This is a genomic window from Streptomyces sp. Q2 (genome assembly GCF_056820935.1).
Genome location: NZ_JBXEJE010000003.1, coordinates 295,864 through 317,333, shown reverse-complemented (window position 1 = coordinate 317,333; position 21,470 = coordinate 295,864). Strand labels below are relative to the sequence as shown.

Here is a 21,470-nt window from a genome sequence, read left to right as displayed (position 1 = left end):
GGTTCACTTCATGCGCATCCACACAACCAACATGCTCTTGATCAGCATCAACGAATAGACCTGACGAAGCACTACTAGGCGGTCTTCGGTTCCGCCTGCTGCACGACCTCGAAGGACCACAGCGTGGAACCGCTCGCCGCCGGCTTGGGACGCTCACCACTCTTGGCGTCACCGCCCTGGTGGGCCGTCTTCATGGGCCCCTCCATCCAGGCCTGGAAGGACGCCTCGTCGCGCCACCGGGTGTAGACGAGGTAGCTGTCGGTGCCCTCGACGGGGCGGAGGAGTTCGAACCACTCGAACCCGTCGGAGTTCTCCACGGCGTGGGCGCGGGAGGCGAAGCGCTTCTCCAGCGTCTCGCGCTGCTCGGTGGGGACGGTCAGTACGTTGATCTTGACTACGCTCATACGTCCATCCTGGCCTATGGCGGCCGAGAGACGGGACGCGGCTCGTACGCCACGCGTCTTCCGGGGGCTCACGTGCACTTGGCCGGAGCACATGATCGGAGGAAGGCCGCCCGCACGTCGGGAGAATCCCCAGTGGAGCGAATTCGTTCGAGAAGCCTTCGAGATCGTGGCCGGCCGGGCGGTATCGGCCCGACTAAAGGGTTGTCCCGCAATGAGCGAAGCGCGGTGTAGCGGACCGGGTCGTCACGCCTCTTGGTAGAGGTTGACGATGTTGCCGTCTGGGTCACGGAGCCACACTGAGCGGCGTCCCCACGGCTGGGTTGTCGGCGGTTTGAGGATCTCAATGCCCTGAGCCAGCAGCCGGTCGTGGCGTGCGTCCACGTCGGTGACCTGGAACTCCAGGGTGAAGCCTCCACTCGCAGCGGCGGCCATCGATCCCGGCACCATCGACTCCATGCCCTGTGTGGAGAAGAACGACAGGATGGCACCGGGGACTTTCACCCGGGCGAAGGGGTCGCTCCCTTCGACATCTGCGTCCAGGATCGCGGCGTAGAAGGCGGCGAGGGCCGGTACGTCGTCGGTGATCAGGGCGGTGCCGGTGAAGTGTGGCTGCATCCGGGCATCGTAGGTCGAGGGTCGGACATCCGGCTCTGAGCGGGAGGAAGTAGTCGCGTTCGCGCGGGGTGAGCCGCTCCAACCGGGCCTGGATCGTCGGCCGGTTCGACGCGGTCCGGAACCGACCGTCGCCGAACGACGTCGGCTGTGGCCGTCGTGATCTGATGTCGGCGACGGAGGGGAACACCGGGCGGGATCCGGCGAGGCGGGGGATGGGGACGGGAATGGGTGTGACGACGTTGGGGACCGTCGAGCGGATCTGGCGGTATCCGATCAAGTCCACGGGTGGTGAGCAGCAGGAGCAGGCCGAGGTCGACGTCCGTGGCCTCGTCGGCGACCGTCTGTTCGCGATACGGGACGGGGAGGGCAAGTTCGGGTCGGGCAAGAGCACACGCCGCTTCCGGCGGATGCCCGGTCTGCTGCAACTGAGCTCCCGCTACCGGCAGGGGGCGGACGAGCCGGAACTCCTGGACCCGGACGGGATGCCGGTGCCGGACGCGACCGCGTACATCCGCCGCTACCTGGGACGGGACGATGTGGAGGTGGCCCGCGAAGGGGAGGTCTCCCACTTCGACCAACTCCCCCTGAGCATCCTGACCACCGCCACCCTTGACTGGGTCCGCGCGGCAGTGCCCGGCGTGCCGGTGGACGAGCGCCGCTTCCGCCCCAACCTCCTGGTGCGCACCCCACCCGGCACGCCCCCGTTCGTGGAGGACCACTGGTTCGGGAGCACGGCGCGGATCGGCGGCGGCTCGCTGCGCGTGGAGTTCATCCGCTCTAGTGAGCGCTGCGTGATGACGAACGCCGCCCAGCAGGGATTGCCGCACTCCCCGCTGGTCCTGCGCGCCATCACGCAGGCCCATGACATGCGCCTGGACGCGTTGGCCACCGTCGTCGAGCCGGGAACCGTGCGCCTGGGAGATGATCTCACCGTCGTCTGAGACGCCCCGCCTGGGCAGCAGCTGCCGTCCCTGCCGGAGCATCGGGCCGCCTTCACCGGCCGGCGGGCTGCCGCTGGCCGGTCGCGCGGTGTGGTGGATTCGGGCGAGGCGCCGGGTCGGCAGGGTGGCCGTCGGACAGGTGCTGTGGTCCCCGGCGGGCCTGCCGAGCTTGGTGGCGCTGGTGTCGGCGGAACCGAAGCCGATGCTGGTGAAGCCCTTGGCGCCATTCGCGCTGGTGGTGATGTCGTCCAGCACCCGGGTCCTGCCCAGTCACCGTTCAGGGGGTCGGGCCTGCCCGGCCTGCCGAGCCGGTCGCGACGGCCGCATCCGTCGGCGACGCCGTCTGCTACGGCGTCGACGTCAGGTGCGGTTTCGCGCGCTCCTGCGTTCGGCCCCCAGGCGCGTGAACAGGGTGAGGAGGTCGGGGCTGTCCACCGCCGCGGGGTTGACGACCTGGTCGGCGGGGGCGCCTTGGAGGAGGCGTTTGACGGGGACTTCGAGTTTCTTGCCGGTGCGGGTGTGGGGGATGCCCGGGACGGCGACGATCTCGTCGGGCACGTGACGGGGTGAGGCGCCGGTGCGGATGGCGTGACGGATCTTGTCCCGCAGGGCGTCGTCCAGGTCCACTCCGGCCGCGGGGACCACGAACAGGGGCATCCAGTAACCCCCGTCCGGTTCCTCGGCACCGATGACCAGGGCTTCGGTGGCCTCCGGGAGGTGTTCGACGACGTCGTGGATGTCGGCGCTGCCCAGGCGTACGCCGTTGCGGTTGAGGGTGGAGTCGGAGCGGCCGTGCACGATCACCGAGCCGTGCCCCGTGACCGTGATCCAGTCGCCGTGCCGCCACACGCCGGGGTAGGCGGTGAAGTAGGCGTCGCGGAAGCGGGTTCCGTCGGGGTCGTTCCAGAAATACAGCGGCATGGACGGCATGGGGCGGGTGACGACCAACTCGCCCACCTGGTCGACCACGGGGAACCCCTCGGCGTCGTACGCCGCCAGGGCCACGCCCAGATGAGGCGCGGACAGTTCCCCGGCCCAGCCGGGCGTGGTGGGGGCGCTGCCCGCGAAGCCGGAGGCGACGTCCGTGCCGCCGGTGATGGAGGCCAGCTGGACGCGCTCGCCCACGTGGTCGCGGACCCAGGGGTAGGCGGAGGCGGGCAGCGCGGAGCCGGTGCAGCCGACGGCGCGGATCGAGGAGAGGTTGTGGACGGACGGGTCGATGCCGAACTTGGCCATGCCGAGGAGGTATTGGGGGCTGGTGCCGAAGAGGGTGACGCGGTGGCGGGCGGCCAGTTCCCACAGGACGTCCGGGCGGGCGAGCGGAGCGGGGCTGCCGTCGTAGGTGCAGGTGGTGGCGCCGGTGAGGAGGGCGGAGGCGACCAGGTTCCACATCATCCAGTGGGTGGTGGTGTACCAGAGGAGGCGGTCGCCGGGACCCAGGTCGGAGTGGAGGCCGAGAATTTTCAACTGCTCCAGCAGGACGCCGCCATGGCCGTGGACGATGCCCTTGGGCAGGCCGGTGGTGCCGGAGGAGAAGACGACCCACAGGGGGTGGTCGAACGGCACGGGCGTACAGGCGAGTTGTTCCGTGCGGGTGACCGCGTCCTCCCAGGCGAGTGTCAGGGCCGGGTAGTTGCCCTGCGGCCAGGGCAGGCCCACGTGGTCCACCAGCACGGTGGCCTCGAGAGTGGGCAGCGATCGTGCAAGGTCCAGGGCGGCGTCGCGGCGATCGTGGGTCGTGCCGTTGAAGAGGTAGCCGTCCGCGGCGATCAGCACCGTCGGCTCCAGCTGGCCGAAGCGGTCGGCGGCGGCCTGCGGCGCGTAGTCCTGGCCGCAGACCGACCAGACGGCGCCCAGGCTCGCGGCGGCGAGGAAGGCGACGATCGCGTGCGGGGTGTTGGGGAGGTAGCCGACCACGCGGTCGCCCTGGCCGACGCCCAGGTCGCGCAGGGTGGCGGCGACGGACGCGACCTGGGCGCGCAGCCGGTCGCCGGACACCTCGTAGGCGGCTCCCGTCTCGTCCAGCGCGATGATCGCCGGCCGGTCGTCGCCGTGGTGGCGCAGGGCGTGGTGGGTGTAGTTGAGGGTGGCGCCGGGGAACCAGCGGGCGCCCGGCATCTTCTCCTCCTCCAGCACCTGCTCGTACGGTGTGGCCGCGTCGACGTCGAAGTACTCCCACACCGCGCTCCAGAACCCTTCGAGGTCGGTGACCGACCAGCGGTGCAGGGCGGTGTAGTCGTAGGCGTCCTCGACGTGACGCTGCCGTGCGAGCCGGCGGCCGAAGTCCGCGATACGGCTGTGCGCGGCCGTCTCCGGGGCGGGGGACCAGAAGGGGTCCGGGGACGACGGTGCGGCACTTGTCGTGGTCATCGCGCGGTGCTCCTCAAGGGTGCGGGGTGGTGGGTCGTGCACAGAAGGGGCGCCCAGGCCGCGGCGTCGGTGAAGCCGCCGTGTCCGGTGGGCACGCTGTCCAGGACGATGCGGTCGGGGCGCAGGAGTACGGCGTCCGCGTGGCCGTCGCGCAGCCAGGCGGCGAGGGTGCCGTCGTCGCCCGCCTCGTCCACGGGGACGATCCTGGCGCCGAGCCCTTCGGCGACGGCCCGCGTCGACGGGGTCAGGGGTACGGCGGTCAGGACGGCGAAGGAGTCCCCGAGCACGTCGTCGAGGCGGGTGCGCCGGCCGTCGGCGGTCACCCAGGGCTGGGGGCAGCAGGTGCCCGGGAGGCGGCCGCGCCGGATCAGCGGGCCGGGGGTCAGGGCGGGGCTGATGCCACGGCCGGCCAGGCCCGTCACACCCGGGACGCGGCACGCGGCGCCCAGCAGGGTCCGGCGGATCACGGCGGCGCGGTCCTGGCCGCCGGTCATGGCCCAGCCCGTGGTGACGGCGAGGCGGATCACATGACGGGCATGCGGCTTGCGTTCGCTCTCGTAGGTGTCCAGGAGCCGTTCGTCGGCGCCCTGTTGGAGGACGCGGGCGAGTTTCCAGGTGAGGTTGTGCGCGTCGCGTATGCCTGAACACAGGCCCTGCCCGATGAAGGGCGGAGTGAGGTGGGCGGCGTCGCCGAGCAGGAAGACCCGGCCCCTGCGCCAGCGGTCGGCGAGGCGGGCCCGGAAGGTGTAGGGGGCCTGCCGGATCACCTCGAAGTCGTCGCCGTGGGAGATGTCCACCCACGGGGCGACCAGTTCGCGCAGCCGCTCCCGGCCATCGGGGCCGTCGAGGCTGTCGCCGTCCCGCAGCCGGAACTCCCAGCGGTAGCGGTCCTCGCCTACGCGCATGAACGTCGCGGGCCGGGCCGGGTCGCAGACCTGGTCGACGCCTTCCCAGCACCGCACGTGGGCGCGGGTGCGGACGTCGATGGCGGTCCAGTGCTCCTCGAAGCGCAGGTCCTCCCATCCGGCGCCGATGGCGTCGCGGGTGAGGCTGCCCGCGCCGTCGCAGCCCAGTACGGCGTCGGCCCACAGATGGGTCTCGCCCGCGTCCCCGCGCACGGTCACGCGCACCGGGCCGTCGCCGTCCTGGTCCACGGCGGTCACTTCCACTGCGCCGCGCAGTTCGCACTCGGGGCGTCTGGACAGGGCGTCCCGCAGCAGTCGTTCCAGCTGCGGCTGGTCGAACATGCTGGTCTGCGGAAAGCCGTGGTGCCCGTGCGGGGAGCGCCGGAACTCGGCCATCACCCGGTGCCGGGCGTCCAGCAGACGTAGTCCGCCCCCCGGTCGTGCGACGGCGGCGAACTCCCCGCCGATCCCGGCGGCTTGGAGGATGCGCCGGATCTCGTCGTCCATGGCGACCGCGCGCGGCAGAGGGTAGACGTCCCGGTGGCGCTCCAGGACGACGGAGCGGACTCCGTGCCGGGCAAGCAGAAGGGCGGCGGTGACACCCACGGGCCCGGCCCCGATGATGACGACGGGCGTATGGGCCGCCCTGGTCGCGATGTCTCGCCGCCCGGCGGCCTGGTCTGTGGTCATGTGCGGCTCATCTCCCGTCTCAGTTCGCGTCGGTCACGGGTGTGCGCTGCTCACCGAGGTCGATCAGCCCGTCGGGCGTCGCGATCGTCGCCGTGATCACGTCGCCCTCGTGGAGGTAGCGGGGATTCCGGGCCTGGCTCTTGAAGAACGCCTTCCACTTGACGGCGGGTGGCAGCAGTGCGGCGATCTTCTCCACCGGTTTGGGCGGGGCCTTGAGGGCGGTGCCGCCGGGAGTGCCGGTCAGCAGCAAATCGCCCGGGTCCAGGGCCTGGAAGCGGGCGAGCAGCGTGAGCGCCTGCGCCGGGCGGACGATCATGTCGGCGAGGGTGCGGTCCTGACGCAGCTCACCGTTGACGGACAACGTCAGCCGCAGATCGAGGAGATGGACGAAGTCCTCCGGCTCCAGCAGTGCCAGGTAGGGGCCCGTCGGTGTGAAGGTCGGGTACGACTTGCTCTCGTAGAACTGGGTCTTGGTCAGCTGGACGTCACGGGCACTGACGTCGTTGGTCACCACGAGCCCGGCGACGTACGACGGCACATCCTGCTCGGTGACGACGGTGCCCACGGGCAGGGGAGCGCCCATGACCAGGCCGAGTTCGATCTCGTAGTCGAGGAACTGCACGTGCCCGGGGCGGACGATGGCGTCGTGGGGGCCACTGACCGAGCCGGATGCCTTGCGGAAGAAGGCCGGCGGGATGTCGCCGGTGAAGCCCGAATCGCGGGCGTGGCTGCGGTAGTTGACCATCTGGGCGACGACCCGGCAGGGCGTGGTGACGGGAGAGAGGGCCGCCAGGTCGGCGACCGGTGTGCCCATGTCGCCGGAGACCGAGGCTTCCCGGACGGCTTCCCGGACGGCGTCGCGGTCGGCCAGCAGTTCGGCGGTGGTGACGGCCTTGGTGTGGACGCGGACGGCGCGGTCCCCGAGGGCGACCCACCAGCTGTCGGAGGTGCGCAGGATGTTGGTGCTCATGAGTTCGTCGCTTTCAGCAGGCCCAGCAGCCGGGCGGGGTCGAGTTCGTTGTCGCCGCGCAGGGCACGCAGCACCTCGCGGACCTTGGCGGGGGAGGGTTTGGCGCCGAGGAAGTCCCGGGTCGCCGGCGGCCCCCATTGCGCGAGGCCGCTCGCCGACATGGGCGACCAGCCGGGCTCGACGTCGCGGGAGAAGAGGTCGCCGTCGGCGAAGTGCTCCAGCATGAAGTGGTCCGGATCGCGCCAGTAGTCGAAGAGCTGGCTGCCCAGGATGTGCCGGCCGATGCCCCAGCTGCGCCGGTAGCCGCGCTCGGCCAGGTACTCCCCGCCCGCCGCGATCGCGTCCAGGTCGGTGACCTGGTAGGCGGAGTGGACGTAGCCCGTGCCCGGCCCCAGATGCATCGCCAGTGTGTGGTGGTCCACCGCGACGCTTCCCTGGTCGCAGCGGATGAACGCCATGACCGGTCCGCGCTCGCGCTGACCGTCCAGGAAGTGGAAATCGCTGACGATCATGCCGAGGGTGTCCAGGTACCAGTCCAGGGCGCGGGCGAACACCCGCGTCTGAAGGACCACATGACCCAGCCGCTGGACACGTGACGGCTCGCGCGGCGGGCGCTGCGTGACGTTCGTACGACGGTGATCCGTCCCGAAGTTGAGCAGCAGCGGCCGCTGTTCGGGCAGCGCGGGAAGTTCCTCGCCCCGGTGCACGACCCGAACCGGAAGGCCTGAGGGGTCGAGCAGGTCGACCATCTTGCCGCCGCCGGGCGCGTCCACGTCCCGCACGGCGGATCCGGTCGCGCGGGCGAGCCGGTCCAGGTCCGCCCGTTCTGCCGCGCGGAACGCCGGGCCGATGAAACGGGACGTCCGGCCGCGTCGGATCACCATGCAGGGCGACCCGGCGAAGGTGCCCCGCAGCCACAGCGCGTGCTCATCGCGGGCGGCGACCCCGAAACCGAAGTCGCGGGCGAAGACCTCCGCGCGGTCGAGGTCGGGCTTCTCGAACTCCAGCCAGGCCAGGTCGGACACCTTGATCAGCGGATTGCGGGAGCGCCCGGGGTGTTCGTCGCGCAGTGCGCCCTCCTCGCTGTGGAGGTCCTGGTGAGCTGTTCTGACGTCGTCGTCGACGTGCGTTTGGGACACGGTGCCCTCCAAGCAACATTGCCGTAATGAGGGAATCATCAGCTCTGAGTTTTTGATCGTCAAGAGTTCGAACCGATGAAGTGATGGAGTCATCAGAAATGTGATCGTCGTCGCAGAGTCGTTAGACTCGCCGCATGCCGACCTCAGCCCCGCCCAGCAATCGCTTCGAACGACGCCGCGCCGAGACCCGCCAGGCGCTCGTCCGGGCGGCCCGGCGGATTCTGGCCGAGACCGGGGACACGAGCGCGAGCATCCAGGCGCTCGCGGAGCACGCGGACGTGGGTTTCGGCACCTTCTACAACCACTTCGCGTCGAAGGCGGAACTGTTCGACGCCGCGGTGGTGGACGCCCTCGAGGAGTTCGGTCAGACCGTCGACGAACATCTGCGGGGGACCGACGACCCGGCCGAACTCGTCGCGGCCGGCCTGCGGCTCAGTGTGCGGATGGCCGACTCCCACCCGGAGCTCATGCGGGTACTGCGCCACCGCGGACTCGGCCACAACCACTCCGACCGGGGGCTGGCGCCCCGAGCCCGGCGCGATCTGGAACGCGGGGTGGCCGTCGGCCGCTTCGCCGCCGTCGACCCGACCGTCGCCCTGTCCGCGCTGGGCGGGTCCCTGCTGTCCCTGGTGGAGCTGAGGTTCGCCCGCCCCGAGCTCGACGCCGACGAGGCGGCCGCCGGCCTGGCGGAGATGATCCTGCGCATGCTGGGGGTTCCCGCGGACGAGGCCCGCGACGTCGCCCGTCACCCCCTGCCCGACCTGGCCTGACCGCGCGGACCGGCCGGAGGCGTTCGGAGGGGGGCGCAGGGGCGGGATTTCAGCCGACCTTCGTGTGGTTCTCTTCCCTCGCGTCCATTCCTTCGGCTACCGGACCCTCCGGCCGGCGCTTGCCCGCGCCGGAGCGGCCGGGCAGGCCCGCCTGCCCGAGCCGTCGAGCGGCGGACGCACCCGGTCGTCCCCGCCGACGCCGCACCCGAACCCGGACCCGGACCCGGCGAGCGCCCTGGCGCGCTTCGTCCTCACGCTGTGGCCAGTGGGCGACCGCTACCGCACCCTGATCACACTCGCGCCTCACGACCTCGAGGCGCAGCGGGTGAGCGAGTTGCTCGCCCCCCGCGACACGGTGGCCGCGATCCTCGCCCGCGGCCAGCAGCAGGGCGTCTTCCACACCAGCGTGCCGCCCGGCCCGCTCAGCAGAGCCATCGAAGCGCACCTGCTGGCCCTGCTGGACAGCGTCAACTCCGGGATCTGGGCCGACGACGGCACGAGCGCAGCCACCGCGGCGCTGATCGCCGCGGGCGTCGACACAGGCGTCGCGGCCTCAACGGTCCACCACCAGCGCGCCACCCAGTCCGGCAAACGGTAAGAGCACCCCCACCTCCCGAGGAGTCCCCATGTACCAACGCCCCGCCGGCCACAGGCTTTTGCGAACGGACGTCATCGCCGTCGCCGCTCTTCTCACCCTTGCCTTCCTCACCGTCTCGGCCGACCGCTTGGCGACAGCCTGGGCGCAGGCTCGCGCCGCCAAGGCGTTCCAGGCAGGCATGGGGACTCCGCTGCCGCCCGAGGTTCACGTGCGCGGCTTCCCCGTCCTGCCGCAACTGGCCGAGGGCACCCTGCGCCACGTGGACATCACCGCGCACGACATACCGGCCCGGGGCGCCGAGCGCCCTCTCCCGGTGACCGAACTCACCCTCAGCCTGGACGACTTGCGCAAGTCCGGCGACGCCGGCGCGGCACACGCGCGCTCGGCGGAGGCCGTCGCTCACCTGTCGTACCCGGACGTGTCGAACGCCCTCGGCCTGGAGATCTCCCAAGGCGCCGGGCCCGGCCAGGTGAGTGCGGCCGTCCTGCTGCCTCCCGGCGACGCTGTCACCGTGACCACGAGTGTCTCGGCGGCCTCCGGCAACCGCATCGCCTTCAAGGACTTCCATGTCACAGGCGGCCGACTGCCGGTGGCTGGGGAAGAACTGCTCAACAAGGCCTTCGAAGAGCCGATCCAGCTGCGGAACATCCCCTCGGGCCTGCACCTGCGCGCGATCACCATCACGGCAACGGGCCTGAGCGCCCGCTTCTCGGGCCGCTCGGTCACCTTCCGCCCGGACGGCACAGGCGAAGCGGAACCGGATCGGGCGGCGGCGGCAGGATCCGCGCCCACCGTCGTCGACAGCGCAGGGTAGGTGGTCCACGGATTCTGGTCCCCGCCCGGGCGGTCAGCAGCGCACGGCACCCTCGGGCAGGTCCTTCTCCGCGATCAGCGGCAGCTCAACAGAGAAGAGCATGTCCCGGTAGCGTTCCGCCAGTTGCAAGGAATGCCCTTCTGCTGTCGCCACGAGCTCCCGGTAGAACCCGGGGCCGATTCTCCGTGCGTGCCTGGCCCATCCCGGAGGCACGGCGTTCTCCGGTGCCACCGTCGCCGGGCACGGGCGGCCCACTGACGGCCCGCACGGTCGCCGCGAGGATGGCCTGCGCGGCTGTGAGGGCGCGTCCCGCGGTGACGCCGTCAAAAACGGATACGATAAGGCCGAAACTCCTGTTTCGGAACACGTGTCCGCAGTGGACCTGGTCGAGAGGGTGACCGCTCCATGGCTTCGGAGGCCCAGCCGGTTCCGGGAAGTCCCGCTTGGTGGGCGAGCCGGACGCCCGCCCCCGCGTACCGGCGCGGGCGCCCTCCGATGGACGCCGGGCGGATCGTCGACACGGCTCTGAAGCTCATCGACGAGGTCGGGATCCAGGCGCTGACGCTGCGTATGCTCGCCGATGCCCTGGACTCGGGTACGGCGACGCTCTACCGGCACTTCAACGGCAAGGACGAACTCCTCGCTCTTGTCGCCGACAGGATCCTGGGAGAAGTCCGCGTTCCGCCCGAGGAGTTGGACGGCCTGTCGTGGCGGGAGGCCGTGACCGTCGCGGCGGAGGCTTTCTACGGCACCCTGTGCCGGCACCCCCACGCGCTGTCCCTGCTGGCGGCCCAGGTTCCCGTCGGCCCCAACGGGCTGCGGGCCAGAGAACGGCTCATCACGCTGTTCCTGAGCCATGGGTTCCCGGTCGGCCTGGCCGCTCGTGCCTTCACGGCCATCGGCCATTACGTGATCGGCTTCGCCATCCAGCAGCACGGCCCCGGGGCACCACACCCCGACGAGCAGTCACAGCTGCGGGACTATTACAACTCCCTTGACCGGGACGCCTATCCGGCCACGATGGCCGCAGCCGACGAGTTGACCTCCGTACCACTGCACGAGGAGTTCCGGTTCGGCCTGGACCTGCTCCTCGACGGGCTGGAGAAGGTCAGACTCACCTCGTCGTAGGAGTCGGAAAGCGGCAGGGTGCGGGGCTTGTACCGGAGCCGGCGATGCCGAGCGAAGAGAAGAGGCGACGGCACGGGCCGTACCCCTCCTCAGTGCCAGCGGATCCAGTCGGCCACGGCACGGCCCATGACCAGTTCCAGGTCGCGGCCCCGCAGCCAGGGCAGTTCCTCGGTGAACATCGTCACCGCCTCGCGCCAGGGGCAACGCAGACGCGTGATGTCGGTGCCCCAGAACATCCGCTCGGCGCCGTAGGCGTCGAAGACCTGCCGCAGTACGCCGTGCGTGCTCGCGAACGGGTACGGGTCGGTTGCCATGCTCGGTACGGCCGTGGCCTTGACGGCGATGTTGGGGTGGCGCGCCAGGGCGAGCAGTGCGTCGAGGTGTGCGGCCGCGCCGGGCAGCTTCTCGAACGGGTTGACCGCAAGGTGGTCGATCATCAGGCGCATCTGCGGGTACCGCGCCGCGATGTCGCCGACGGCGGGCAGGTACGGAGGCATGACCATGAGCCCCATGGCGATGCCACGCCGGTCGGCGGCCGCCCACAGCCAGTCGAGTCCGCCCGACGCGAGGCGGTCGGCCATCTCCGGCGCCGCCAGCATGAAGCGCAGGCCGAGCATGCCGGGTTTGTCCAGCCACGCGTCGACGAGGGTCTCGTCCGCAGCCTGGTCGAGGGGGAACCAGCCGAGTGTCGCGAACCGCTCGGGACGCTGTTTCGCCGCCTCCACCGCGTAGTCGTTCGCTCCGGCGTCCCAGATCGCCGGACAGTTGACCGCGCGGTCGACGCCTGCCTCGTCCATGTCACGCAGGGCGGTGTCGACGGTGTAGGGCCCGCGCCAGTGGTGGGGCGGCGAGCTCTCGGCCGCCCACAGGTGGATCTGTGCGTCGATGATCTGCATGAGTGCGTGCTCCCTGGTGTCAGTTCGCGATCTGGGGGCTCGGCAGGCCGCGAAGGCGCGCGCTCGTCCAGTCGGCGATGAGCGTGTCACGGTCGTGTTTGTGGTTGTAGACGCAGTGGTTGCCGTCGGAGAAGACGACCATCTGCTTGTCGTTCGTGGGCGCGCCCCGCAGGAGGATCTGTGCGAGGTCCATCGAGATCATGGGGTCCTTGCCGCCCTGCACGACCAGCAGCGGATAGCCGGAGTTGGGTCCGTCGGCGAGTGGCGTGACGGTTTGCCAGACACCCACCGCCCGGTCCGCGTCCTCGGTTCCGCACGCGGCCACCATCTTGGAGAAGAAGGTCCCCATGGTCGGCGGCACGAGCCACGGGGCGTGGATGCCGCCGTTGTCGACGCACGCCCTGATCCGGGTGTCCTGTGCCGCGACGGCCATGGCGACGCTGCCGCCCATGCTGTTGCCGATGAAGCCGATCGGGCGGCCCGGCGCGCGCTCGTCGAGGAAGTCGACGGCTCCTCCGTAGGCGTCACGCCACCGGGCGGTGAGGTAGTGCTCGTGCGTGAGCCTTGTTTCGCCTTGCCCCGGGCCGTCGAGCAGCAGTGCGTCGGTACCGCGTGCCGCGAGGGCCTCACCGAGGCTGTCGAAATCCATGGCCCAGCCCTCGACGCCGCCGATGACGACGGCCGAGCCGACCGCGGTGTCGTTCGCGGGGACGAGCCACCCCACCAAGGGGCCGGCGTCGGTGTCGATCGTCACGCGCTGACGTTCACCACTCGGTACGGAGGCCCGCGCGTAGAGCTCCGCGGCCCGCGCGAAGATCGTCCGGCGCTCGGCGGTGTCGGACAGCATCATCATCTGACTCATGCGCAGCAGGGCGGACGCCCGGCGCAGGTACCCGATCCGGGTCGGCTCGCCGGCGGCATCCATGGCGCCCTCGACGCGCCGCAGGCACACCTCCGCGAGCTCGGTGGCGGCAGAACGCCAGTCCTGCCCCTCGACCACACGGGCACGCAGCTCGACGGCATCCGCGCAATCGACGCCGTAACCGGTCATGCGCTCCAACGAGAACTGACGCAGCGCGGCCTGCGATTCGACCGAGAGCCCCGACGTGGCTTCCTCCGTCTCCGCGCGGCTGCCGACGAACGTCAGGGTCACGACCGGGACCAAGCGGTCCGCGGCGACCTCCTGCTGTGCTGACATTTTTGAGGCTCCTCCTGTTCGGCCTGGCGCGAAGCGGTACGCCAGGTGGCTGTCCGGCGAACTGCGGCAGTGTTCGCTGCGCTTCCGTGTCGGCGCGCGGCTGGACCATGGGCTGGGGCCTGTGACGTCGGGGAAAGGGCACGGCACCGGACAGTGGCCCCTTCCGGACCAGCACATGCGATTTCGAGTACAACGTATCCGTAATAATGTTTCGGTACAACGAACATGCAGGGCAGTCGCCAACGCTCCTGCGCCGGGCCGGAGTTGTGCTGGGTCAGCTCGGGGTGAACGCCTTGGTCGCGGTGGCGAAGGAGTTCGTCCAGTCGGCCGTGATGACGCTGCCGATGTATCCGTCGGGCCGGACCAGGATCAGCGCGTCGCCGTCGACACCGTAGAAGTTGGCCAGTTGACCGGTGTCGTCGGTGATGTGGTCACTGTCGATGCCGCGTCCGCCGCGGACGGCGTAGCGGCGCAGTTCGGCACCCTTGGCGGTCCACGTCAGGTCGGGCAGGGCCGCAGCGGCGTCGGGGCCGAAGGCCAGCAGGGTGAAGTGCGGGCCTTGGAAGACGTCGAACAGGCGGCCGGTGCCGGGTGCAGTGCACGGCGCGTCCGGTGCCCGGTCCCCGATGCGCAGCGTCTTGGTGGCCGGAGCGTCGGCGGGGGCGAGCGGGCCGCCGTGGTAGGAGAGCGAGAGCTGGCTCTCCTCGTCGCAGCGTTTCAGGCCGGCGACACGGTGGTTGCTGAGGCTCTGGTAGAGCTCGCTGGACTTGCCGAGGACGCCGGCGGCGATCGGGAGCCGTTCGGCCTCGTAGCTGTCGAGAAGGCTGTCCGGCGCGCCGGCGATCGCCTGGCCGAGCTTCCAGCCGAGGTTGTAGGCGTCCTGCACGCCGGTGTTGAGGCCCTGGGCGCCGGCCGGGGTGTGCACGTGGGCGGCGTCGCCTGCCAGGAAGACCCGGCCCGCGCGGTAGTGCTCGACGAGCCGGACGTTGGGCCGGAACGCCGAAGTCCACGTGATGTCGCGGAGCTTGAGGCCGGTGAGCGCGTGGAACTGGTCGGCCAAGGCGGCGTGGTCGAGGTTCGGTGTGTCGTTCGGCTTCAGCCGGATCATCACCTGGAACTGGTCGGAGTGCGGCAACGGGCACGCTCCCACGGACGCGCGGGGCCACATGTGCCACCGGTCGCGGGACAGTCCGTCGATCGTGCAGTCGATGATGAGGGTCCTGTCGGACTCGTCGGTCTCGCCGACGAAGCCGAGACCGGTGCCCGCGCGGACGGCACTCGCGCCTCCGTCGGCGCCGACGAGGTACTTGCTGCGCACCAGCTCGCCGGTGGAGAGCGTCGCCGTGACGCCATCGGCGTCCTGCTCGAAGCTCTCCAGGGCGACCCCGTACTCGATGCGCAACCCGAGGCGTTCGAGGAGGCGGTGCAGGATGGCGTCGGTACGGTGCTGCGGCAGCAGGAGGATGTTCGGGTAGGGGACGTCCGGGGTCGGCTTGTTCCGCTGCTGCATCTTCCATGGCGCGGTGACAGGCCCGAGGTGGAGCCCCGCGAGCGGGTAGGGCCCGCCCTCCGCATGAGCTTCATGAAGCACGCCGAAATCCTCGAGGACTTCCTGGGTGCGGGGCTGGATCCCCTTGGCGCGGGAGCCCTCGAAGGCGTGCGGCGCCTTGTTGACGACACGGACCCGAAGACCGCGCCGTAGCAGGTCGGCCGCCAGGGCGGAGCCGGTCGGGCCGGCTCCGGCGACGAGGACGTCGATGTCGTGGGTGGGTGTCATGGTGATCGACCTCAATCGGTTCTCGCGAACGGGGCGGCGAGCGGCCGCGTTGTGCTGGGCTTCGCGTCATCGGAATATTGGATACGGTGTAGCCAGTTTCTTATGGCTACACCGTATCCGTTTGGGGAGGGAGGGGCAAGCTCGGCGAGTCACGTCCGTGACGGCCGTCGATCGTTTGGGCGTCATGGCCGGTCAAGCGAGTGGATCGTCCTCTGCGGGGCGTCGCGGGATTCGCCCGAAGCTGGACCCTGTCGAGCTCCGCCGGGCCCTCAGACTGGGCACGTTCTTCCTGCTCGGCCCCATGCTGGTCCGCAGCCCCGGGCCGGCCCGGGAGATGGCCGCAGCCGGCTACGAGATCGGCATCCACGGCTGGCGGCACCGCCCCCTGCCGCTCCGGGGCCCCGGCAGGACATGCGACGACCTGGCCCGGGCGCGCGACCTCGTCGCCGAGGTCACCGGCGAGCCGCAACGCCTCTTCCGCCCGCCCTGCGGTGCGATGACCGCCAGCGCCCACCTGACCTGCCGGCGGCTCGGTCTGACGCCCGTCCTGTGGACCGCATGGGGCGATAACTGGCGTAGCCGCGCAACCCCGCAGTCGATCCACGACATCGCCACCCGACATCTCCGCGGCGGCGGCACCGACCGGCACTCACCACCGGGGCCATCGACGCCGATGCCGATGCGATTCCTCCAGTGCCGCGCCCGGGCTCGCGGTCCATGGCGCCTGGCTCGGTGCTGCCGGTGACGTCGAGATCGCGCTCGGCCCCGGGTCCGGTCATCGCTATTCACGCCCGGAATGTTCCGTTTTGAATCGGATGGACAGGGCACTCCGCGATGACGACGGACAGGACGCCGAGCGCGGGAGGTTCGCATGGCGGTACGCCATCGTCTGATCATGGCCAGCCCACAGACCGTATGGGCGGTTCTTGCCGACGGTGACCGGTACGCGGAGTGGGTGGTGGGCACATCGGACTCGTCTCCGCTGCGGGGGCGGTGGCCGCAGGAAGGCGCGGCGATCAGCTACGAGGTCCGGCTGGGTCCGGCCCGGCTGACCAACGAGACCGTGGTCCGGCGATGCGAGGAGGGGACCGCGCTGGAACTCGAAGCCCACGCCGGATGGCTCGGCACGGCGCGGATCTCCATCGAACTGCGCCCCTGGGGCGAGCACTGCCTGGTGATCGTCGACGAGCATCCCCTGCAGGGCGTCGGCGGGATGCTGCACACCATGGGGACCGAGGCCCTGATCCAGTTGCGGCACCGAGCGATGCTGCCCCGGCTCGCCAAGGTGTGCGAAGGGGAGTCCGAGCGGCGCGAGCACGGCGCCGAGCCGCACGTGAGTGCGAGCATCGGCCCAGCGGGGAGCGGCCATGCCTGATGCCGTGGTGATCGGGGCCGGCCCCAACGGACTGGTCGCGGCGAACCTGCTCGCCGACGCCGGGTGGAGTGTGACCGTCCTGGAGGAGCAGGGGGAGGCCGGTGGTGCGGTGCGCCACGACCGGGGCGTCGATCCCGCGTTCGTCAGCGATCTGTTCAGCTCCTTCTACCCGCTGGCGGCCGCCTCCCCGATCCTGGCCGGGCTGCGCCTGCAGGACCACGGGCTGCGGTGGAGTCACGCCTCGCACGTGCTGGCCCATCCGCTGAGCGACGGCAGCTGCGCGGTCCTCGACCGGCGTCTCGACGTCACCGCGGACTCGCTGGAGGCTTTCGCGCCGGGCGACGGAGCCGCCTGGCGCCGCCTGCACGACGTGTGGCAGGGCGTGCGGGAGGATCTCCTGCGGGCCCTGTTCACGCCCTTCCCGCCGGTGCGTGCCGCGGCGCGCTTGGTCGTACGCCTGCGTGGGGCGGGGGGCCTGCGTCTGGCGCGCAGCCTGCTGCTGCCGGTGCGGCGCATGGGCGACGAGGAGTTCCGCGGCGAGGGGGGCAGGCTTCTGCTGGCCGGCAACGCGCTGCACGCCGACCTGGCGCCGGAGGCCGCGGGCAGTGGCGGCTTCGGCTGGCTGATGTCGATGCTCGGCCAGACCTACGGCTTTCCCGTGCCGGTCGGCGGTTCCGGGGCCCTCACCGCGGCCCTGACACGCCGGCTGGGCACGCTGGGCGGCACCGTGCGCTGCGGGCAGCGGGTCGATGAAGTCGTGGTCCGGCAGGGACGGGCCGTAGGTGTGCGTACCGCCGGTGGGGAGACGGTCCCGGTCCGGCGCGCGGTGCTCGCGGACGTGTCCGTGCCCGCGCTGTACGGCGAACTCGTCGCCGAGGAGCACCTGCCGGCCCAGCTGCTGGCCGACCTGCGGCGCTTCCAGTGGGACTTCGGGACGTTCAAGGTCGACTGGGCTCTCGACGGCCGGGTGCCGTGGCAGGCCGCGGAGGCCGCGCGGGCCGGGACGGTCCACCTGGCGGACGGCGTCGACGAACTCACCCGCTTCGCCGCGCAGATCGCCATGGGCCAGGTTCCCGACCGCCCCTTCGCGCTGTTCGGCCAGATGACGACGTCCGACCCCTCACGCTCGCCGACGGGCACCGAGTCAGCGTGGGCGTACACCCACGTCCCCCGCGAGGTCGGCGGCGACGCGGGCGAAGAGGGCCTGACGGGCAGCTGGGACGCGGGGGAGCAGGAGACCATGGCCGACCGTGTCGAACGTCAAGTCGAACGGTTCGCTCCCGGCTTCCGCTCCCTGATCCGAACCCGCCGGATCCTCGCTCCGCCCACCCTGCAGTCACTCGACGCCAATCTGGTCGCCGGAGCCATCAACGGCGGCACCACGGCCCTTCACCAGCAGCTTCTCTTCCGCCCGATACCCGGTACCGGTCGGCCGGAGACCCCTGTGAGCGGCCTCTACCTCGCGTCCGCGGGCGCGCACCCGGGCGGCGGGGTCCATGGGGCGCCGGGCGCGAACGCCGCACGCGCCGCACTGCGGCGGCGCCTGCCACCGGGCAGGTCCACGGCACAACGCATCCTGGCCCGCCGCGACCGCACCGGCACGCGGCGCACCCACGGTGACCGACAGGCGGACGACCGATGAACACCGCGCCGAGCGGGCACAGCGCGGCAGACGAGAGAGCTGTCCGGTGTGCCGCGGCGGCCGGCGGACCCGGGCGGTCACGGAGCGAGTCGTGGGCGCGGGTCCGGCGCCACCCGCATTCGGACCCTTCCCTGCCCTACCGCTGGAGGTGAACCATGACCATCAACGGCGACGGACCCGACCCTGAGCATCAGCGGCCCGAAGGCGTCACCAGCAAGATGGTGGAGGCTCTCGGGTCCCTGTCCAAAGCGCTGGAGACGACCGAGCGCGCCCGCGGCCACCTTTACAGCTTCCACCAGCTGACCGGCACCGCGGACTTCGAACTGGACCGGGCGATACGGCTGTTGCGCGAGGCCGGTCGTCCCGAGTGGGCCGAGATGCTGCAGACGCAGGTCCTGGGCCGCAACGTCATCCCGGGGCACTGGACCTTCCAACTCGTCGAGGCTTACGACGCCACCTACTACCAGCCGTTCAAGGACCTCGAACGCGCCGCCGTGGAGGAACTCGCCGGCGGCCGCGACCACCTGTACGAAGCGGAACTGAAGGAAGCCCGCCGCACGGTCGGCCACCCCGATCACACCGCCCGTTCGAACACCGCGCGATAGTGCGACACCTGCGCATGTGAGCGGAACCGGTCGAGGACGGACCTACGGCACGGGACACCACAGGCGTGATCCGCGTCCGGCGCGAGGCCTCGGCCGCAAGCGAAGAGTGAGCCCGGTCCGAACGGGGCGCCGGCACGAAGGGAACGGCCCATGACAGACAGCCCGCTCGAGAACCGCACCGTCGTCGTGACGGGAGCCGCCCGCGGGCTGGGGGCGGCCCTGGCCCGGGACCTGTCGCACCGAGGTGCCCGGCTGGCCCTGCTCGGCCACGAGAGGGCCGGGCTGGAGACCGTCGCGGCGTCCCTGTCGACGCCGGCCTTGGCCGTCGAGGTCGACGTCACCGACGGGAAGGCGCTGGCCCGGGCCGCAGTCGAGGTGCGGGCGCGTATGGGCCCTGTCTCGGCCGTCGTGGCGAACGCCGGTATCGCGCAGGGCGGCCCGTTCGCCGCCTCGGACCCGGCAGGCTGGCGCCGTGTCATCGACGTGAACCTGACCGGCAGTGCGCTGACGGCCCGGACCTTCCTGCCGGACCTGATGGAGACGGCGGGCTACTTCCTCCAGGTCGGCTCACTCGCCTCGTTCGGCGCAGCGCCCATGATGAGCGCGTACTGCGCCTCCAAAGCGGGAGTCGAGGCCTTCGCCCACGCGTTGCGCGCCGAGGTGGCCCACCGCGGAGTGGCCGTGGGTGTCGCCTACATCAACTGGACGGACACGGACATGATCCGCGACGCCGACCGGTACGCGGTGCTGCGTGAACTGCGCGCCGCGATGCCGGCGCCCGCCCGCCGCGTGCATCCGGTCGACCGGGTCGCCGCGCGCCTGGCATGGGCCGTGGAGCACCGCCGTACCGCCGTATACATGCCCGCCTGGCTGCGCCTCGTCCAGGCGGGGCGCGCCGCGCTGCCGCCCCTCGTGCTCCGGGTGTCCCGTCGTCAGCTGCCCCGACTGGAGGCCGACGCAGCACTCCGCTCCACCGGCCCACTCGGCGCGGGCGGACGCGCCGACGAGTTGTCGGCACGTCAGGGCGAAGGCGGAGAAGACCCGGGGCACGCCGACGAGTACCCAGGGCCGGGGGAGGGCCGCCTGCGGGGTGTCCGATCATGAGAGTACGTACAGCGACTGCGTCGACACACAGGTCCCCGTGGACGGGCACGAGTACGAGTACGAGTACGAGTACGAGTCGCACGGGAAACGCGTGGGACCGTCCTGTCAGGGGCGGGGACGCAGTTCCGGAGCGGTCGGTGGCCGGCCCGTGAGGTTGGTGATCAGCTCGGTGCACAGGTCGCGGAGTTTGATGTTGCGGTGCTCAGAGGCGAACCGCAGGATGCCGAAGGCTTCGTCGGCGGAACAGCGGCGCTGTCCCATGACCACACCGAGGGCTTGGTCGATGACGCTGCGGTACCGCATGGCGTCCTGGAGCTGGTCGGCGAATTCCTGGGTGTCGGCGATGCGTTGGGCCAACGAGATGGCGCCGGTGGCTTGCGCGGCAAGTGAACGCAAGGCCGTGAGATCCGCCTGTTCGAACGCGTCCGGCGGGGCGGCGTACAGGTTGATGGCGCATGCCGTGTGGGTGTGGGCGGCGATCGGCAGCGAGAGGGAGGAGCGGATCCCGCAGACGGCGGCGTAGGGGGGATAGTCGCCCCACCGGGACTCCAGGAGCATGTCCCTGATGAGCAGTTCCTCGCCGGTGCGCAGACCCTCCAGGCAGGGGCGGTCGTCCTGGCCGTACTGCTTCTGGTCCAGCTTCTCAGCTTGTTCTTCAACCTCCGTCCCTTCTCTGACGCTCCCCCTTAATGGGGTGATCATGACGAGCTGATCCGACATACTGGTTCGATGCGGCACGATGATGAACAGCCTTTGTCCGGTGGCAACGTCAGTGATGGTGTCGTTCGCGTCGGGGACACCGTTCGCCGTCCGACCGGACCATGGACTCCCGCTGTGCATGCCCTGCTTGCCCACCTGCACGAGGTGGGATTCGGCGCGGCGCCTCGTCCGCTCGGCATTGACGATCAGGGGCGTGAGGTCCTGACCTTCATGCCGGGAGATGTGGTCTGGCCCCACCGGTTCTCGCTGATGGAACCCGCTCGACAACTGGCTCGCGTGGCACGGCTGATCCGGGACTTCCACGACGCCGTGCAGGACTTCACGGCGCCCTCCGATGCACGGTGGCAGACGCTGATCCCCGCTGAGGGCAGTGACATCATCGCCCATAACGACCTGGCCCCCTGGAACCTTGTGGTCGCGGACGAGGCGCGGTGGGCCTTCATCGACTGGGACGCTGCAGGTCCCGGCTCGCGCCTGTGGGATGTCGCATACGCCATTCACGGGTTCATCCCGCTGTCCGCGCATCCGGACTGGCAGAGCCCGGACGCGGCGGACCGACTGCGAGTCTTCGCCGACGCCTACGGTCTGGCTGAGTCCGAACGCCGTCGGTTGGTGCCTCTACTGGGGCGCCGTACGCGTTCCATGCACGACTTCCTGCGCGACCAGGCAGCCCAAGGAGCCCAGCCCTGGGCAAGGCTGTGGGCTGAAGGCCACGGCGACGCTTGGCGAAACGACGCCGAATACATCGAGCAACGCGAAGACCAGTGGATGCAGGCCCTGCTCGCTGGCTGAGGCATCAGCGCCCGTGC

General features: G+C 70.8%; 21 protein-coding genes. 11 read left to right on the top strand and 10 right to left on the bottom strand.

Annotated features, from left to right (window positions below; translation table 11 throughout):
• Positions 1 to 74: 74 nt before the first annotated feature.
• Together ACWBNA_RS05815 and ACWBNA_RS05810 are read right to left on the bottom strand one after the other, a co-directional pair.
• Positions 75 to 404: an antibiotic biosynthesis monooxygenase family protein gene (locus ACWBNA_RS05815; RefSeq protein ID WP_482702967.1), complete on the bottom strand. Its 330-nt coding sequence runs from the start codon at positions 402 to 404 to the stop codon at positions 75 to 77.
• A gap of 243 nt (positions 405 to 647) precedes the next feature.
• Positions 648 to 1,019 carry a VOC family protein gene (locus ACWBNA_RS05810; RefSeq protein WP_482702965.1) on the bottom strand — a complete coding sequence of 124 codons (372 nt, stop codon included), beginning with the start codon at positions 1,017 to 1,019 and terminating at the stop codon, positions 648 to 650.
• A gap of 230 nt (positions 1,020 to 1,249) precedes the next feature.
• On the opposite strand from ACWBNA_RS05810, the gene ACWBNA_RS05805 reads away from it, so the two are divergent.
• Positions 1,250 to 1,960, top strand: a complete 711-nt coding sequence (locus ACWBNA_RS05805) for an MOSC domain-containing protein (protein WP_482702963.1) — start codon at positions 1,250 to 1,252, stop codon at positions 1,958 to 1,960.
• 360 nt (positions 1,961 to 2,320) lie between these two features.
• On the opposite strand, the gene ACWBNA_RS05800 is transcribed toward ACWBNA_RS05805, so the two are convergent.
• Genes ACWBNA_RS05800 through ACWBNA_RS05785 form a run of 4 tightly spaced genes read right to left on the bottom strand, consistent with a single transcriptional unit; the run spans position 2,321 to position 8,034 of the window.
• Complete coding sequence (locus ACWBNA_RS05800; protein ID WP_482702961.1) at positions 2,321 to 4,330, bottom strand: acetoacetate--CoA ligase; 2,010 nt, start codon at positions 4,328 to 4,330, stop codon at positions 2,321 to 2,323.
• Complete coding sequence (gene mhpA / locus ACWBNA_RS05795) at positions 4,327 to 5,925, bottom strand: bifunctional 3-(3-hydroxy-phenyl)propionate/3-hydroxycinnamic acid hydroxylase MhpA (RefSeq protein WP_482702959.1); 1,599 nt, start codon at positions 5,923 to 5,925, stop codon at positions 4,327 to 4,329. The genes ACWBNA_RS05800 and mhpA overlap by 4 nt, the downstream gene beginning before the upstream one ends.
• A 19-nt stretch (positions 5,926 to 5,944) precedes the next feature.
• Positions 5,945 to 6,895, bottom strand: a complete 951-nt coding sequence (locus ACWBNA_RS05790; protein WP_482702957.1) for a fumarylacetoacetate hydrolase family protein — start codon at positions 6,893 to 6,895, stop codon at positions 5,945 to 5,947.
• The gene (locus tag ACWBNA_RS05785; protein WP_482702955.1) at positions 6,892 to 8,034 is read right to left on the bottom strand and encodes a VOC family protein; all 1,143 of its coding nucleotides are present in this window, start codon (positions 8,032 to 8,034) and stop codon (positions 6,892 to 6,894) included. Before ACWBNA_RS05785 ends, ACWBNA_RS05790 begins: the two co-directional genes overlap by 4 nt.
• A 134-nt stretch (positions 8,035 to 8,168) precedes the next feature.
• On the opposite strand from ACWBNA_RS05785, the gene ACWBNA_RS05780 reads away from it, so the two are divergent.
• The 4 genes from ACWBNA_RS05780 to ACWBNA_RS05765 all read left to right on the top strand — a co-directional run bounded on the left by ACWBNA_RS05780 (position 8,169) and on the right by ACWBNA_RS05765 (position 11,344).
• Positions 8,169 to 8,804: a TetR/AcrR family transcriptional regulator gene (locus tag ACWBNA_RS05780; protein ID WP_482702953.1), complete on the top strand. Its 636-nt coding sequence runs from the start codon at positions 8,169 to 8,171 to the stop codon at positions 8,802 to 8,804.
• 64 nt (positions 8,805 to 8,868) lie between these two features.
• The gene (locus ACWBNA_RS05775; RefSeq protein WP_482702951.1) at positions 8,869 to 9,402 is read left to right on the top strand and encodes a TetR/AcrR family transcriptional regulator; all 534 of its coding nucleotides are present in this window, start codon (positions 8,869 to 8,871) and stop codon (positions 9,400 to 9,402) included.
• A 28-nt stretch (positions 9,403 to 9,430) separates the two neighbouring features.
• Entirely contained in the window at positions 9,431 to 10,216 is a 786-nt protein-coding gene (locus ACWBNA_RS05770) for an LmeA family phospholipid-binding protein (protein WP_482702949.1), read from the top strand.
• Positions 10,217 to 10,621: 405 nt separating this feature from the next.
• On the top strand, positions 10,622 to 11,344 hold the full coding sequence (locus ACWBNA_RS05765) for a TetR/AcrR family transcriptional regulator (RefSeq protein ID WP_482702948.1): 723 nt from the start codon (positions 10,622 to 10,624) through the stop codon (positions 11,342 to 11,344).
• A gap of 89 nt (positions 11,345 to 11,433) precedes the next feature.
• Here the strand turns inward: ACWBNA_RS05765 and ACWBNA_RS05760 are convergent, their stop codons facing one another.
• The 3 genes from ACWBNA_RS05760 to ACWBNA_RS05750 all read right to left on the bottom strand — a co-directional run bounded on the left by ACWBNA_RS05760 (position 11,434) and on the right by ACWBNA_RS05750 (position 15,215).
• Positions 11,434 to 12,240 (bottom strand): amidohydrolase family protein, encoded by an 807-nt coding sequence (locus ACWBNA_RS05760; RefSeq protein WP_482702946.1) that lies wholly within the window; start codon positions 12,238 to 12,240, stop codon positions 11,434 to 11,436.
• A gap of 19 nt (positions 12,241 to 12,259) precedes the next feature.
• A complete protein-coding gene (locus tag ACWBNA_RS05755) occupies positions 12,260 to 13,438 on the bottom strand; it encodes an alpha/beta hydrolase (RefSeq protein ID WP_482702944.1) in 1,179 nt (392 codons plus the stop codon).
• Positions 13,439 to 13,712: 274 nt separating this feature from the next.
• Positions 13,713 to 15,215: an FAD-dependent monooxygenase gene (locus ACWBNA_RS05750; protein ID WP_482702942.1), complete on the bottom strand. Its 1,503-nt coding sequence runs from the start codon at positions 15,213 to 15,215 to the stop codon at positions 13,713 to 13,715.
• On the opposite strand from ACWBNA_RS05750, the gene ACWBNA_RS05745 reads away from it, so the two are divergent.
• The 5 genes from ACWBNA_RS05745 to ACWBNA_RS05725 all read left to right on the top strand — a co-directional run bounded on the left by ACWBNA_RS05745 (position 15,196) and on the right by ACWBNA_RS05725 (position 19,941).
• Complete coding sequence (locus ACWBNA_RS05745; protein WP_482702940.1) at positions 15,196 to 15,960, top strand: polysaccharide deacetylase family protein; 765 nt, start codon at positions 15,196 to 15,198, stop codon at positions 15,958 to 15,960. The genes ACWBNA_RS05750 and ACWBNA_RS05745 overlap by 20 nt on opposite strands.
• 126 nt (positions 15,961 to 16,086) lie before the next feature.
• Complete coding sequence (locus ACWBNA_RS05740) at positions 16,087 to 16,590, top strand: SRPBCC family protein (protein ID WP_482702938.1); 504 nt, start codon at positions 16,087 to 16,089, stop codon at positions 16,588 to 16,590.
• The gene (locus tag ACWBNA_RS05735) at positions 16,583 to 18,232 is read left to right on the top strand and encodes a phytoene desaturase family protein (protein ID WP_482702936.1); all 1,650 of its coding nucleotides are present in this window, start codon (positions 16,583 to 16,585) and stop codon (positions 18,230 to 18,232) included. Before ACWBNA_RS05740 ends, ACWBNA_RS05735 begins: the two co-directional genes overlap by 8 nt.
• A 155-nt stretch (positions 18,233 to 18,387) precedes the next feature.
• On the top strand, positions 18,388 to 18,837 hold the full coding sequence (locus tag ACWBNA_RS05730; protein ID WP_482702934.1) for a hypothetical protein: 450 nt from the start codon (positions 18,388 to 18,390) through the stop codon (positions 18,835 to 18,837).
• 150 nt (positions 18,838 to 18,987) lie between these two features.
• Positions 18,988 to 19,941, top strand: coding sequence for an SDR family oxidoreductase (locus tag ACWBNA_RS05725; protein ID WP_482702932.1), 954 nt, complete (start codon positions 18,988 to 18,990; stop codon positions 19,939 to 19,941).
• Between the two features lie 105 nt (positions 19,942 to 20,046).
• On the opposite strand, the gene ACWBNA_RS05720 is transcribed toward ACWBNA_RS05725, so the two are convergent.
• A complete protein-coding gene (locus tag ACWBNA_RS05720) occupies positions 20,047 to 20,643 on the bottom strand; it encodes a GAF and ANTAR domain-containing protein (RefSeq protein WP_482702989.1) in 597 nt (198 codons plus the stop codon).
• Positions 20,644 to 20,670: 27 nt separating this feature from the next.
• On the opposite strand from ACWBNA_RS05720, the gene ACWBNA_RS05715 reads away from it, so the two are divergent.
• Positions 20,671 to 21,453, top strand: a complete 783-nt coding sequence (locus ACWBNA_RS05715; RefSeq protein WP_482702930.1) for a phosphotransferase enzyme family protein — start codon at positions 20,671 to 20,673, stop codon at positions 21,451 to 21,453.
• The last annotated feature ends 17 nt before the right edge of the window (positions 21,454 to 21,470 follow it).

Excerpts from the sequence above, each read along its gene's own strand:
- ACWBNA_RS05810 (WP_482702965.1), bottom strand. The coding sequence starts at position 1,019 with ATGCAGCCACACTTCACCGGCACCGCCCTGATCACCGACGACGTACCG.
- ACWBNA_RS05755 (WP_482702944.1), bottom strand. The coding sequence starts at position 13,438 with ATGTCAGCACAGCAGGAGGTCGCCGCGGACCGCTTGGTCCCGGTCGTG.
- mhpA (WP_482702959.1), bottom strand. The coding sequence starts at position 5,925 with ATGACCACAGACCAGGCCGCCGGGCGGCGAGACATCGCGACCAGGGCG.
- ACWBNA_RS05740 (WP_482702938.1), top strand. The coding sequence starts at position 16,087 with ATGGCGGTACGCCATCGTCTGATCATGGCCAGCCCACAGACCGTATGG.
- ACWBNA_RS05725 (WP_482702932.1), top strand. The coding sequence starts at position 18,988 with ATGACAGACAGCCCGCTCGAGAACCGCACCGTCGTCGTGACGGGAGCC.
- ACWBNA_RS05800 (WP_482702961.1), bottom strand. The coding sequence starts at position 4,330 with ATGACCACGACAAGTGCCGCACCGTCGTCCCCGGACCCCTTCTGGTCC.
- ACWBNA_RS05780 (WP_482702953.1), top strand. The coding sequence starts at position 8,169 with ATGCCGACCTCAGCCCCGCCCAGCAATCGCTTCGAACGACGCCGCGCC.
- ACWBNA_RS05745 (WP_482702940.1), top strand. The coding sequence starts at position 15,196 with ATGTCGTGGGTGGGTGTCATGGTGATCGACCTCAATCGGTTCTCGCGA.
- ACWBNA_RS05770 (WP_482702949.1), top strand. The coding sequence starts at position 9,431 with ATGTACCAACGCCCCGCCGGCCACAGGCTTTTGCGAACGGACGTCATC.
- ACWBNA_RS05735 (WP_482702936.1), top strand. The coding sequence starts at position 16,583 with ATGCCTGATGCCGTGGTGATCGGGGCCGGCCCCAACGGACTGGTCGCG.
- ACWBNA_RS05790 (WP_482702957.1), bottom strand. The coding sequence starts at position 6,895 with ATGAGCACCAACATCCTGCGCACCTCCGACAGCTGGTGGGTCGCCCTC.
- ACWBNA_RS05760 (WP_482702946.1), bottom strand. The coding sequence starts at position 12,240 with ATGCAGATCATCGACGCACAGATCCACCTGTGGGCGGCCGAGAGCTCG.
- ACWBNA_RS05750 (WP_482702942.1), bottom strand. The coding sequence starts at position 15,215 with ATGACACCCACCCACGACATCGACGTCCTCGTCGCCGGAGCCGGCCCG.
- ACWBNA_RS05730 (WP_482702934.1), top strand. The coding sequence starts at position 18,388 with ATGACCATCAACGGCGACGGACCCGACCCTGAGCATCAGCGGCCCGAA.
- ACWBNA_RS05815 (WP_482702967.1), bottom strand. The coding sequence starts at position 404 with ATGAGCGTAGTCAAGATCAACGTACTGACCGTCCCCACCGAGCAGCGC.
- ACWBNA_RS05715 (WP_482702930.1), top strand. The coding sequence starts at position 20,671 with ATGCGGCACGATGATGAACAGCCTTTGTCCGGTGGCAACGTCAGTGAT.
- ACWBNA_RS05765 (WP_482702948.1), top strand. The coding sequence starts at position 10,622 with ATGGCTTCGGAGGCCCAGCCGGTTCCGGGAAGTCCCGCTTGGTGGGCG.
- ACWBNA_RS05720 (WP_482702989.1), bottom strand. The coding sequence starts at position 20,643 with ATGATCACCCCATTAAGGGGGAGCGTCAGAGAAGGGACGGAGGTTGAA.